9 protein-coding genes and 1 pseudogene are annotated in these 12,664 nt (G+C 69.1%); 4 read left to right on the top strand and 6 right to left on the bottom strand.

What is annotated here, in order from left to right:
* Window positions 1-211: 211 nt before the first annotated feature.
* A complete protein-coding gene (locus tag FBZ83_RS15560; RefSeq protein WP_145684494.1) occupies window positions 212-793 on the bottom strand; it encodes a cation transporter in 582 nt (193 codons plus the stop codon).
* 181 nt (window positions 794-974) lie between these two features.
* On the bottom strand, window positions 975-1,913 hold the full coding sequence (locus FBZ83_RS15555) for a cation diffusion facilitator family transporter (RefSeq protein WP_145684492.1): 939 nt from the start codon (window positions 1,911-1,913) through the stop codon (window positions 975-977).
* A gap of 184 nt (window positions 1,914-2,097) precedes the next feature.
* On the opposite strand from FBZ83_RS15555, the gene FBZ83_RS15550 reads away from it, so the two are divergent.
* The 4 genes and pseudogenes from FBZ83_RS15550 (at window position 2,098) to FBZ83_RS15530 (ending at window position 8,661) form a co-directional block, all read left to right on the top strand.
* Window positions 2,098-2,535, top strand: a complete 438-nt coding sequence (locus FBZ83_RS15550) for a CBS domain-containing protein (RefSeq protein WP_145679512.1) — start codon at window positions 2,098-2,100, stop codon at window positions 2,533-2,535.
* Between the two features lie 181 nt (window positions 2,536-2,716).
* Window positions 2,717-3,736, top strand: coding sequence for a response regulator (locus FBZ83_RS15545; RefSeq protein WP_145684490.1), 1,020 nt, complete (start codon window positions 2,717-2,719; stop codon window positions 3,734-3,736).
* A gap of 362 nt (window positions 3,737-4,098) precedes the next feature.
* A pseudogene (locus FBZ83_RS15535) lies at window positions 4,099-7,620 on the top strand (indolepyruvate ferredoxin oxidoreductase family protein); the annotation flags it as partial.
* Window positions 7,621-7,992: 372 nt separating this feature from the next.
* Complete coding sequence (locus FBZ83_RS15530; RefSeq protein ID WP_145684485.1) at window positions 7,993-8,661, top strand: hypothetical protein; 669 nt, start codon at window positions 7,993-7,995, stop codon at window positions 8,659-8,661.
* Here the strand turns inward: FBZ83_RS15530 and FBZ83_RS15525 are convergent.
* From FBZ83_RS15525 to FBZ83_RS15510, 4 genes are all read right to left on the bottom strand, one after another.
* The gene (locus FBZ83_RS15525; protein WP_145684483.1) at window positions 8,624-10,297 is read right to left on the bottom strand and encodes a tetratricopeptide repeat protein; all 1,674 of its coding nucleotides are present in this window, start codon (window positions 10,295-10,297) and stop codon (window positions 8,624-8,626) included. The genes FBZ83_RS15530 and FBZ83_RS15525 overlap by 38 nt on opposite strands.
* On the bottom strand, window positions 10,294-10,959 hold the full coding sequence (locus tag FBZ83_RS15520) for an SGNH/GDSL hydrolase family protein (protein ID WP_145684481.1): 666 nt from the start codon (window positions 10,957-10,959) through the stop codon (window positions 10,294-10,296). The genes FBZ83_RS15525 and FBZ83_RS15520 overlap by 4 nt, the downstream gene beginning before the upstream one ends.
* A gap of 171 nt (window positions 10,960-11,130) precedes the next feature.
* Window positions 11,131-12,084: an anti-sigma factor family protein gene (locus FBZ83_RS15515; RefSeq protein WP_186466098.1), complete on the bottom strand. Its 954-nt coding sequence runs from the start codon at window positions 12,082-12,084 to the stop codon at window positions 11,131-11,133.
* Window positions 12,084-12,593 (bottom strand): sigma-70 family RNA polymerase sigma factor, encoded by a 510-nt coding sequence (locus tag FBZ83_RS15510; RefSeq protein WP_014239953.1) that lies wholly within the window; start codon window positions 12,591-12,593, stop codon window positions 12,084-12,086. Before FBZ83_RS15510 ends, FBZ83_RS15515 begins: the two co-directional genes overlap by 1 nt.
* Window positions 12,594-12,664: the final 71 nt, after the last annotated feature.

Genomic DNA, 12,664 nt, shown 5'->3' with positions numbered 1-12,664 from the left:
TGGCGGACGGACACCCGGAGTTCCCTTGCTCGACACCTGGATTCCCTGGTCAGGAAAAAGGCCGCCCGGAAGCTCCGGGCGGCCTTTCGATACTGTGTGCGCTCACGCGCGTCGGCTGGCCGGCCCGGTTAGACGGGCCACCACCAACGACGCGACAGGGAGGGCGCAACGAAAATCATGGCGTCGAGTTCGCCACAGGGATGCGGCCCTGTCAAGCCCCCTTGCCCAGTCCGGTCGGGTCGGCGGGCGCGTGCCACGCGCGGAGTTCACTGACCGCCTGCCGCAGCGCCGTAGCCGCGGCGGACAGCACCGTGGCGGTGATGACCGCGGCGACCAGATGGTCCGGCCAGCCCTGCCCCATCGTCCAGGCGCCCGCCGCCGCCATCATCACGGCGGCGTTGGTCAGCAGGCCGTTGCGGGCGCACAGCCAGACCGCGCGCAGCGTCACTCCGCCGCGCCGTCCAGCGAACAGCAGGACCGCGACCGACAGGCTCGCCCCCATCCCGAGAAGCGCGACGAGGCTCATCACCGGCGCGTCGGGAACGGTTCCGGCGTAGGCGCTCCACGCCGTGACGGCCACCAACGCCAGACCGAGGACGGCCAGCAGCAGCCCTCTCGCCAGCGTCGCCCAGCCGCGGGACTCCAGCCCCCGGCCCATCATCCACAGGCCGACGCCGTGGGTCGTCGCGACCGCCAGGAAATCCAGCGCGCTCGCCCGCAAGGCCATGGACTGCGTCTCCAGCCCCGCGCCCAGAGCGACGGCGGCCATCAGCCCGTTGACGAGCAGAGCCATGCGCAGGGTGCGGCGATAATCAGCCTGCCGCCCGCCATTCGGACGACCGCCGCCCCCGCCGCCCCCACAGGAGCCTCCACAGCAATTGCCGGCCATTCCGTCACCCTCCGCCCGCGCCACGCGCACCGTTTATCAAGGACACTCTAATATACACGAACCGGACCGTCCACAGGACCGGTCATCACTCCGCCCATTCCGGATCGCTGGTGAAGACGATGGTGAGCCAGCGGTCAGGGCCTTCGCCGCCGATCGCGGCACCCACCTCGTCGCGGATTTTGTCCCACTCCTCCAGCGTGCGCGGCGGCCAGCCGCGCGGGACGATGAAGAACAGCTCGATCTGCCGCCCCCGCCCCACCCGCGCGACATAGGCGCGGTAGGAGGCGAGGCCATGGCGCTGCACAATGTCCGACGCGACAGCATCGACGTGCCGTTTGAGGTCGGCGGGCGTGACCAGCAGGACATCGGCCAGCGCCCGCCGCATCGTGCCGACCGGGATCGGGATGACCACCAGACAGACCAGGGCCAGCGCCGCCGGGTCGATGTAGGGCGACATCCAGTGAAGCCGGGTGCCCTGGATCAGATACCCGAACACGAAGGCAACGAGCAGCGCCGCGGTGAGCGCCGCCGACATGATCCAGGCCTTCGCGTCAAGCGCCAGGAAATCGGAGCGGACCGTCCGGTTCGCCCGCGTCGCGAAGACCGCCATGCCGGCCGCGACGAGAACCGTCACCGCCGCGTAGGCGATCGCGTGGTCGAAGGCCAGGTCGCGGCCGCCGGTCATCAGGCTGCCCACGGCGTTGATGAGCGCGTAGATCGCCGCCCCCATCAACAGGGTGGCGTTCAGCCCGAGGACCATGGGTTCGAGATGCCAGAAGCCCATGGTGAAACGCTCGGCCAGCTTGCCGCGGCGCGGTCCGCCGGTGCTCAAGGTGGCGGTCGAGGCGGTGATCAGGTTCGACACCAGCAGCGTCACCATCGTCATGCTGGCGTCCACCAGCGCATAGATGCCGTCGAAGACGATGGCGAAGGAGCCCGACAGCAGGCCGAACAGGATTCCGGCGCCCGCCAGCAGCACCGTGACGGCGATGGACAGGCGAAGAACCCTCTGCTCGGTGGTCATGCGCGCGCTCCCTTTCCCCCGCCACCCGGCGGTTGCCACGCATTCATGCATAGCGGCCCCGTCGAGACGGCAAAACCGATTTTCCAATCCGGACCGCCAAGCCCTTGCCGGAACCGCCGGCCGCTCCAGGCTCATTCCGAATCGGACCCCGCCGATTCGCCAACCCCAAAGAGGGAGGGTGGACATGACCGTCGTTTCCGAGGTTCTGAACCGCAAAGGCCATAACGTCGCATCGATCCTGCCGTCCGAATCCATCCGGACCGCCGCCCGCACGCTGACCGAGCGGCGCATCGGCGCCCTGGTGGTGTGCGACCGCCGGGGCCGGCTGGCCGGCATCCTGTCGGAGCGCGACATCGTCCGCGCCGTGGCGATGCATGGCGCCGATGCGCTGGACATGCCGGTGGAGGATCTGATGACCCGTCAGGTCAAGACCTGCCGGCCGGAGGATACGATCAAGGACCTGATGCAGATGATGACCCTGCGTCGCCACCGCCATGTGCCGGTGTGCAACGACGCGGGCGACCTTGCCGGGGTGATCTCCATCGGCGACGCCGTGAAGGCCCGCCTGGACGAGCAGGCCCACGAGGTGGCTGTCCTGAAGGATCTTGCATTGGTCCGCTAGAGGCACCCCGGACCTCGACCAAGTCCCCGGACGGGGGAGCCGAAGACCAGGCGCACTCCATGAGGCGAAAAGGCTCCCCCGGTCGCGCGCCGTTTGGCGCTAACACGTCTCCGCGTCCTGAAATCCCAGGGCGGCGTTCGGATATTCGGTAACGCTTCGTTCCCGAACCTTCGGACCCGACATGCCGCGCCGCTACCCGACCCACCTGAAGATCCTGGTCGTCGAGAACAACCCGCTGCTGCTGCGGGCGCTGCGGGATATGCTGGAACATTGGGGGGTCGGTCAGGTCGCCCCGGCCGCCAACGGGCGGGAGGCGATGGAGCTGATGCGCCGCGAGCCCTATGACCTGATGGTCACCGACTGGGTGATGGAACCGGTGGGCGGCGGACAGCTCGTCCGCTGGGTGCGCGGCTCGGCCAGTTGCCTCAGCCCCGACTTGCCGATCATCGTGCTGACCGCCAACGCCGACGTCGCCACCGTGCGCGCCGCCTGGGACGCCGGAGCGGACACCGTCCTCGCCAAGCCGGCCTCCGCCAGCACCATCGCCCGGCGCATCGAAACCGTGCTGACCAACCCACGCCGGGGTGGCCGCTCCCAAGCCGAGGCGGGCGCCGCCAAGCCGACGAACAGCAACACGCCCTCCCCTTCGCACGCGGCGCCGACCCGCCCGGCGATCTCCTCCGTCCCCGCCCCGCTGCGCCTCCCCCCGCCGCCGCCGCGCCTGCCCGGCCCGTCCACAGCGGGAACAGGTCCGCTGCGCTCCACCGACCCGAAGATGGTCCGTCTGGTGCTGGCGCTCGACCGGATGGAAAGGGCATTGGCCAACCCCGACGCGCTGGGCACGCGGCTGCGCCACGCGGTGTCCGACCTGCAGCTGGCCGCCGCCGGCAACGCCGCGGCCACCGCCATCGTCGCGTCGCTGTCCACCTGCATCACCTGGGTGGACCATGACGGAGAAAGCTTCCAGGAGGCGGTGCAGGCCCACATGGACGCCCTGCGCTGGACGGTCAGCATCGGCGGCGGGACGGAGTCCACCGCCGCCCTGCGCGTGATGATCGGCGCCCTGCGCGCCATGGTGCGCAGCCTCAGCCTGCGCGACGGCACCGGCCCCAGCCTGTGGCCGGATGGCGCCTTCGGTGCGCCGGACCACGGGGGCGAGGCTGGCCCCTCCTCCGGTCATTCTCCCCTCCCGCCGGTCTGAAGACGCCCCATATCGGGTAAAGAGCCCCCTCCCTAACCCTCCCCCGCTTCGCAGGGGAGGGAACGGACACCGCTTCGCGGAAGGCACCCTCCCCTGCGAAGCGGGGGAGGGCCGGGGTGGGGGGCAGCGGTCAAACGCATTGGAACGCGAGCGGGAATGTCCCGCTGGAGGGCGATTCCCGCCCGTCCGTTTCACAGCGCTGCGAGCGCCGGACCGTTCCTTGCTTTTTGCAGGAGGGGGTCCGGCACCGGTTGCCGAATAAGACAGCCTTCGTTACCTTTTTGCTTGTCGAACAAACACAAGAAGCGGCGCGGCGAACGCGCCCCGAACAGCGCTTTTCAGGGCGCCACAAAGGGGATGGAACAATGGCTCTCGCAACCGTGACCCTTGACGACAAGTACGCGCTTGAACAGGGGCGCGTGTACCTGACGGGAACCCAGGCGCTGGTGCGCCTTCCGATGATGCAGCGCCAGCGCGATCTTGCCGCCGGGTTGAACACCGCCTGTTTCATTTCGGGGTACCGCGGATCGCCCTTGGGCGGCTTCGACCAGAATTTGTGGAACGCGCGCAAGTTCCTGGAGAAGAACCACATCCGCTTCCAGCCCGGCGTGAACGAGGAGCTGGGCGCCACCGCCGTCTGGGGCAGCCAGCAGGTCGGCATGTTCCCCGGCGCCAAGTACGACGGCGTCTATTCCATGTGGTACGGCAAGGGTCCGGGCGTCGACCGGTCGGGCGACGTGTTCAAGCACGCCAACGCCGCCGGCACCTCGCGCAACGGCGGCGTGCTGGTGCTGACCGGCGACGACCACAACGCCAAGTCCTCCACCTTCCCGCACCAGTCCGAACACGCCTTCATGCACGCGATGATTCCCGTGCTGAACCCGTCGGGCGTGCAGGAGATCCTGGATTACGGCCTGATCGGCTGGGCGATGAGCCGGTATTCCGGCTGCTGGATCGCCATGAAGACGATCGCCGAGACGGTGGACACCTCGGCCTCGGTGACCATCGACCCGCACCGCGTCAGCCCGATCGTCCCCGCCGACTTCGCGATGCCGCCGGGCGGCCTGAACATCCGCTGGCCCGACCCGCCGCTGGAGCAGGAATACCGGCTGATGAAGCACAAGCTGTACGCCGCCCTGGCGTTCGCGCGTGCCAACCGGCTGGACAAGGTGATGGTGTCCTCCCCCCGACCGCGCTTCGGCATCGTCACCACCGGCAAGAGCTATCTGGACGTCCGGCAGGCCTTCGACGAGCTGGGAATCACCGAGGCGATGGCCGCCGACTGGGGCCTCACCGTCTACAAGGTCGGCATGCCCTGGCCGCTGGAGCGCGACGGCGTGCGCCACTTCGCCGAGGGGCTCGACGAGATCGTCGTGGTCGAGGAGAAGCGCGCGGTCATCGAGAACCAGCTCAAGGAGCAGCTCTACAACTGGCACCCCGACGTCCGCCCGAAGGTGGTCGGCAAGTTCGACGAGCACGGCGAGTGGATCCTCCCCTCCGCCGGTGAGCTGTCGCCCGCGCAGATCGCCGTGGTCATCGGGCGCCGGCTGGAGCGCTTCGTCGACAACGAGAACCTGAAGCGCCGCGTCGCCTTCCTGGACGCCCAGGAAAAGCAGAAGGCCCATCAGGCCCGCGTCATCCGCAAGCCGACCTTCTGCTCCGGCTGTCCGCACAACACCTCCACCCATGTGCCGGAGGGCAGCCGCGCGCTGGGCGGCATCGGCTGCCACTACATGGCGACGTGGCTGGACCGCAAGACCGACACCTTCACCCAGATGGGCGGCGAGGGCGTGCCCTGGGTCGGTCAGGCGCCCTTCACCGAGGAGAAGCACATTTTCGCCAACCTCGGCGACGGCACCTACTACCACTCCGGCATCCTGGCCATCCGCCAGTCCATCGCGGCGAAGGCCAACATCACCTACAAGATCCTGTTCAACGACGCCGTGGCGATGACCGGCGGCCAGCCGGTGGACGGCACGCTGACCGTCCAGTCGCTCGCCAACCAGCTCCGCGCCGAGGGCGTGGGCCGCATCGTCGTCGTGTCCGACGAACCGGAGAAGTACGGCATCGGCGACGGCCTGCCCCAGTACACCAACGTCGAGCACCGCGACGACCTGGACCGCGTGCAGAAGGAGATGCGCGAGGTCTCCGGCGTCAGCGTCCTGATCTACGACCAGACCTGCGCCACCGAGAAGCGCCGCCGCCGCAAGCGCGGCAAGATGGTCGACCCGGCCAAGCGCGTGATCATCAACGAGCTGGTCTGCGAGGGCTGCGGCGACTGTTCCGCCAAATCCTCCTGCGTGTCGGTGGTGCCGCTGGAGACCGAGTTCGGGCGCAAGCGTCAGATCGACCAGTCGAGCTGTAACAAGGACTATTCCTGCACCAAGGGCTTCTGCCCCAGCTTCGTGACGGTGGAGGGCGGGCAGCTCCGCAAGCCGAAACCGGTCGAATCGAAGACGGGTGCCGCCAAGGCCGGAGCCGACGCGTCGGACCTGCGCACCCCGACCCTGCCCGCGCTCGACCGGCCCTGGGGCATCTACGTCACCGGCGTCGGCGGCACCGGCGTGGTGACCATCGGCGCCCTGCTCGGCATGGCCGCCCACATCGAGGGCAAGGGCGTCGGCGTGCTCGACATGACCGGCCTCGCCCAGAAGGGCGGCGCGGTGACCAGCCACATCCGCATCGCCGCCACGCCGGAGGACATCCATTCCGTCCGCATCGCGGCGGGCGGGGCCGACGCGGTGGTGGGCTGCGACCTGATCGTCGCCGGGGCGGGCGACGCCCTGTCGAAGATGGCGCACGGCCACACCCGCGCGGTCATCAACACCCACGACACCATCACCGTGGACTTCCTGAAGAAGCCGGATTTCGCGGTGCCGGTGCGCGATCTGGTGGCCGACATCCGCAAGGCCTGCGGCGAGGGTGCGGTGAACGCCTTCGACGCGACCAAACTGGCAACCGCGCTGATGGGCGACAGCATCGCCACCAACCCCTTCCTGATGGGCTACGCGTGGCAGAAGGGTCTGATCCCGATCACCGCCGAGGCCATCCTGAAGGCGATCGAGCTGAACGGCGTGGCGGTCAAGATGAACACCGACGCCTTCAACTGGGGCCGCCGCGCCGCCGTCGATCTGGCCGCGGTGGAAGCCGCCGCCAACCCGCCGCAGGAGCAGGCGGCATCTCATGACCTGTTCATCCTCGACCAGCGCCGCCCCTCGGCCAGCCTGGACGAAACCATCGCCCGCCGCACCGCCTTCCTGACCGACTATCAGGACGCGGCCTACGCCAGCCGCTACCACGCGCTGGTCGACTGGACGCGGCGCGTCGAGGGGCAGAGGCTCCCCGGCTCCACCGCCCTGACCGAGGCTGTCGCCAAGGGCTATTTCAAGCTGCTCGCCTACAAGGACGAGTATGAGGTGGCCCGGCTCTACACCGACACCGGTTTCGTCGAACAGGTCGGGCGCATGTTCGAGGGCGACTACAAGCTGGTCTTCCACATGGCCCCGCCGGTGATGGGCGAGAGCGGCGAGGACGGCGGCGAGCCGAAGAAGAAGCGCTTCGGCCCGTGGATGCTGAAAGCCCTGCGCCTGCTCGCCAAAGGCAAGCGCCTGCGCGGCAGCCCGCTCGACCCGTTCGGCTGGCTGGCCGAGCGCCGCATGGAGCGCCGCCTGATCGCGGAGTACGAAGCGATTATGGGCGAAATCCTGCACGGCCTGACCCGCGACAACCACGCCATGGCGGTGGAGATCGCCCGCCTGCCGCAGGAAATGCGCGGCTACGGCCCGGTGAAGGCCCGCAACGTCGCGGCGGCCAAGGCGAAGGAGGCCGCCCTGCTCGATGGCTTCCGCCAGCCCGCCGCCCCGCAGCCGTTGGCGGCTGAGTAATATCGGCCGCGGCGTGATATCGACCGTCATTGATGATGATCGCCGATATCCGCGCCGACGGTTGGCAACCGCAGAAGCTCTTGATTTTGAAAGGTCAGGATCAAGAGCCGCTGCCGTAGGGCTGCCGCACCTGCGCGCAAGCTGCTCCTGCACGCTCCACCAAGAGCCGACCGCTTTTGGTGGAGCGTGCACATCCATCGCGCGTGCGGGCGAAAAGCCATGCCGTGCCGCCCCTGTCTGGACCACCCATGTCCGGACCACCCATGTCCGGACCTCCTTGGTTAAGGTTGCCCGTCGCCTGACACGTGAACGCCCAAGTTCACGAATCACCATCATGGCCCGTCATCATGGAGCAAGGCGAAGGAGACGGAGATGATCATAATATTCATTGGCGGCCACGGGCGGTGCGACGAAAATCTCTTGTGCAACGTGCCGGAGAAAGTGGCCCTCACTTGGTACGGATGCCAGGGAAACTCGGTGGGGAAAGATTTTTCATCCGCGATCCTCAAGGGCGCCTTCACATCCCCTCTGCCCACGGGGGTGGTGACCACTCCGCTCTGCGAGCATTATTCGTGCGACTCCATTTCCTTGGAGTGCGAGATGCGCGCTCAGGCTTTTCTGGAAGGGCCTTGGGATACCGACACCTACTTGATTCAGGCCCGTCCGGACTGCATCGTTCCACTCAGTGCAATTCTTGCCTATGCCGTGGACAAGTGGAAAGGCCGGCTGATCGAGATCAGATGGGCGGTATGCCGAACCTCTGTCAGAAGAAAATCCTTTGTTGTGCATCGCTTCAACAAAGAAACAAATATGCCGTACAATGAACTCCGCTCGGAAAAGGATCCAGCACCGGTTCCCTGTGAAGTGACGAGCAGCGGCATTCCAATTGAGGAATTTGAAAAGAAAATTTATCTGGAACAATGGAGTTCCGAAAAGAAAACCGTTTCAATCAACGAAACACCCACCATGAAGCAAATGCAGAATATTTTTGGAGGGAGTGCGTCTAAGCAGACCGGATCCTCCAAGGAAAGCCCGCTTTAGTCAGATCGCGGCGCAGCCGGTCCACCGGCTCCGTCCAGTTGCCGAACACGGATTGGCGGTAGAGACGGGCCGTCGGGTACCAGGGCGAATCCGTCCGCCCGTGCATCCAGCGCCATTCCGCCCCCTGGTCGAGCAGCACCGCCACCGGTTTCCCCAGCGCTCCGGCGAGGTGGGCCACGGCGGTGCAGGGGCTGATGACGATGTCCAGCGCCTGGATGGCCGCGGCGGTGTCGGCGAAATCGCGCAGTTCCGCTCCCAGGTCCAGGACCGGTCCGAACGGGGGGCAGCGCTCCAGTTCCGAACGCCCGTGCCCGACCTGGAGCAGGACCGCCGTCACGCCGGGGATACCGGTCAGCGGCCGCACCGCCTCGAACCCCGGCGAGCGCTGGCGGTGGTAGGGAAAGGCGACCGAACCGTGCCAGACCAGCCCCGCCTTCACCCCGCGCAGCCCGGCCAGCCGGTCCGCCCACCGCCGCGCCGCCGCGCCGGGCGCCCGCAGATAGGGAACGGCGGCGGGCACACTGTCCAGGTCGGTGCCCATGCGATGGATCAGGCTCATGATGGGGATATGGACGTCGTGGGCCGGCGGCGGCCCGTCGATCCCGGACAGCTCGTCCACCAGCTCCGACGCGCGGAACAGGGCGAGCAGCCCCTCCGGCCCGTGGAAGACCACGCGCATCCCCTGCGCCCGCAGCAGCGGGGCGTAGCGGATGAACTGGATGGCGTCGCCATGGCCGCGGTCGGCGTGGATCAGCAGCGTCCGGCCCGGCCGGACCCGACCGTCCCAGACCGGCCGGCTGTAGGAGCGCGACGGCGCGAAGGCGGGCAGGCTCAACCGCGCCTCGTAATCCGCCGCCCCGGCGCGCAGGCGCCCGGTGAGCATCCGCAGCGTTCCCCGCCCTGCCCGCGCCGTGTCCATCCCCGGCGCCAGACGCAAGGCGCGCTCGAAGGCGGCCTCGGCCAGGGCGACCGCGTGCCGGCCCAGCCCGGCGAAGCCCAGGTTGGCCCAGGGCTCGGCCGCGGACGGGTCGAGCGCTGCCGCCCGGCGCAGCGCAGCGCGCGCCTCGTCCTGCCGCCACGCCGCCAGCAGCGCCGCCCCCGCCGCCCCCCAGGCGGCGGCCGTGCCGCGCAGCACCGCCAGCCGGGCGAAGGCCTCGGCCGCCGCCTCCGGCCGTTCCGCCGTGCCCAGCGCCTCCGCAAGATTGTTCAGGCTGCGGGCGTGGCCGGGGGCGAGCGCCAGCGCCAGCCGGTAGAGCGCCACCGCCGCCGCCCCATCCCGCGCGCCCAGCCGCAAATCGCCGAGATCGCAGGCAAGATCCGGCGACAGCACGGCGCGGCGCACGGCACCGGCCAGCAGGGCCGACGCCCGGTCCGCCCGCCCCTGTCGCTTGAGGCATTCCGCCTGGCTGCGCGCGTAGGCGGGGTTGTCGGGCGCGCAGGCCGACGCCCTGCGGAAGCGCGCCTCCCCTCCGGCGGGGTCGCCGGCGGAGACGGCCAGAACGCCCAGGATGTTCCAGGCCTCGCCATGGCCGGGGACCAGCGCCAGCGCACGGACGACCCGGCGTTCCGCGCCGGCCCGGTCGCCCCGCTGAAGCGCGGCGGCGCCCGCGCGGAGAAAGTCCATCGCGTCGGTCATGACGGCAGGTCCAGCGCGTTCAGCGCCTCCGCCCAGACTTCGGCGGCGCGGATGGGGTGGAGGTGGTGGTCGCCGGGATTCGGGCTGCGGAACGCCTCGGCGACCAGCCCGCTGTCCGGGTCGGTGATGCGCGGCGTGATGTCGACAAAGGGCAGCCCGCGCGCCGCCGCCTCGTTGCGCAGGCGGGCGTTGTAGCGGTGGGTCAGCTCGGTGCGCTGGCGCAGCGTGGCGGTGACCTCATGCCGGGCGCGGGCGACCTTGCCCCTTGTCTCGCCGTCGCGGATGGTCGGCAGCACCGCCCCGGTCAGCACCAGCGTGGGATAGCCGCCCTCCAGCAGATCATCCACGAAGGCGGCGCAGGCGGCCACCGAGTCCTCCAACTGCCGCTCGACGCAATCACCGTGCCTCTGCGCCCGCCACCAGATGACGAACCCGCAATCGACCTCGCCGAGTTGGATCACAGGAATGGCGTCCGCCTGGGCGGGGAGCAGCGCCTCCTTGAAGAGAGCGACCGCGTGGGTCTGGCTCTCCGGGTTGCGCAGGCCGACCGAGGTCGCTCCGGGGACTGGCAGACAGCGCGCCGGACGGTTGAGCAGACGCAGCGTTGCGGCGACCTCGAAGGCTTGCACGTGGCTGTCGCCGATGAAGTACCAGTCCCGCATGCCCCGTTCCGCGCCGTCACCGGCGCATTGTGGAGCGGCGGCGGGACAAGAGTAAACCGGGAAACGAAAGGCGGAAGGCTATCTCAACGTCACATGATAAAGGGTCGCATCATCCCGACAGGACGTGCGAGGGGCGGTGGGAGCCCCTGGCACAACGGTTCCGTTCCGACCTCAGCTGTCCTTCGGCTTGTGCGTGTCGCTGATCGGCTGGACGCCGGCCGGCGGCTGGTCCTGCTGCGGCTGGGGCTGCTGCTCCTGCTGCTGTTGCTGTTGGGGCTGCGGGTTCTGCTGGGATTGTGGCTCGGGGCGGCGCGGGCCGGCCTTGACGTCGTTGTAGACGGCCTCGGCGACGCGCAGCAGGTCCTCCTTGGACATCCGGCCGGCCAGCGCATAGGCCAGCGGCCCCTCCACCCAGTAGATGGTCGCCACGTCGCCGTTCTGCGAGAAGCCGAACTTCGCCGGGTTGCCGGAGCGCGGGGCGCCGACGAACAGGGTGACGCGCTTGTTCGCCTCGTTCACGTACATGTACTGGGCGCCGGCCCCCAACTCGGTGGGCAGCGACCGCCCGCCGATCAGCCGCAGCCCGACCCCGCCGAGGTCCGGGCCGAACACGTCGCGCCCGACGCGCTTGGACAGCCAGCTGTTCAGCTCGTCCTGGTTGTCGGCGCCAAGCTCGACCTGGAAGCGCTCGTCGGAGGTGTAGAAGCGGTGGGCCTGGGTGGCCTCCTCGGCGAAGGTCTGGAGCGTCTGGCGCTGCTGGACGACCGGCGACTGGTCGACGGCGCCGCGGCCCAGCCAGCCGCCGCCGGCCCCGCCGACGATCAGCATCACCGCCGCGGCCATGCGCACCCAGTGGCGGGCGTGCCAGGGGGCGGCGTTGTCGTTGCCGGGCATGCGCCCGCGCAGCTTGCCCGTCAGCTCCTCGACCGGGCCGCTGGCCGGCTCGCGCAGCACGGGGTCGAAGAGTTCGTGCAGCAACGCGGCCTGGGCGCGGTAATCCTCCGCCCGGCGGGCGGCGTCCGGGTCGTCGGCCAGCCATCGCTCCACGAAGAGCCGGCGTTCCGGAGCCAGTTGCCCATCCACATAGGCGTGCAGTTCGTCGTCCGTTACGCAATGCGCGTTCATCACTTCACCCGCCTGAGAGCCACCGAGCCCTCGTTCGCCAGCTTCGCCCTGACCGCCTCGCGCGCCCGCGAGAGGCGCGACATGACGGTCCCGATCGGCACGCCGAGCGTCTCGGCGACCTCTTCGTATTTCAGGCCCTCCAGCGCGACGAGGAGCAGCACCTTGCGCTGTTCCTCCGGCAGGTCGTCGAGCGCGCGCATCATCTCGCGCAACTCCACACGTTCCTCCTGCCGGGCCGGGGTCACCAGCTTCGACTCGACGCTGTCCACATCGACCTCGTCGGGCCGCGACGCTTTGGAGCGGACCTGATTGACATGGACGTTGTGCAGGATGGTGAAAAGCCACGCCCGCAGGTTCGTCCCCGCCTTGAAGGTGTCGGCGCGCGCCACCGCACGCGTCAACGCCTCCTGCACCAGATCCTCGGCATCCGAACGGTTGCGCAGCAGCGCGCGCGCGTAGCGGCGCAGCGACGCAATGTGGACTTCCAGCTCGACCCCGAACGTGCTCAACCGCGCACCCGATTGTTGCCTCGAAGGCTCCACGGACCGCCGGGTGGCGGATCATGGCACTCCTTCAGGTA

This window comes from Azospirillum brasilense, from assembly GCF_007827815.1.
Classification (GTDB): domain Bacteria; phylum Pseudomonadota; class Alphaproteobacteria; order Azospirillales; family Azospirillaceae; genus Azospirillum; species Azospirillum brasilense_C.
The sequence above is the reverse complement of the archived record's forward strand: the minus strand, read 5'-3'. Positions and strand labels throughout refer to the sequence as shown.

What these genes read in the sequence shown, in the direction of transcription:
- FBZ83_RS15560 (WP_145684494.1), bottom strand. Translation starts at nt 793, where the DNA reads ATGGCTCTGCTCGTCAACGGGCTGATGGCCGCCGTCGCTCTGGGCGCG.
- FBZ83_RS15555 (WP_145684492.1), bottom strand. Translation starts at nt 1,913, where the DNA reads ATGACCACCGAGCAGAGGGTTCTTCGCCTGTCCATCGCCGTCACGGTG.
- FBZ83_RS15550 (WP_145679512.1), top strand. Translation starts at nt 2,098, where the DNA reads ATGACCGTCGTTTCCGAGGTTCTGAACCGCAAAGGCCATAACGTCGCA.
- FBZ83_RS15545 (WP_145684490.1), top strand. Translation starts at nt 2,717, where the DNA reads ATGCCGCGCCGCTACCCGACCCACCTGAAGATCCTGGTCGTCGAGAAC.
- FBZ83_RS15530 (WP_145684485.1), top strand. Translation starts at nt 7,993, where the DNA reads ATGATCATAATATTCATTGGCGGCCACGGGCGGTGCGACGAAAATCTC.
- FBZ83_RS15525 (WP_145684483.1), bottom strand. Translation starts at nt 10,297, where the DNA reads ATGACCGACGCGATGGACTTTCTCCGCGCGGGCGCCGCCGCGCTTCAG.
- FBZ83_RS15520 (WP_145684481.1), bottom strand. Translation starts at nt 10,959, where the DNA reads ATGCGGGACTGGTACTTCATCGGCGACAGCCACGTGCAAGCCTTCGAG.
- FBZ83_RS15515 (WP_186466098.1), bottom strand. Translation starts at nt 12,084, where the DNA reads ATGAACGCGCATTGCGTAACGGACGACGAACTGCACGCCTATGTGGAT.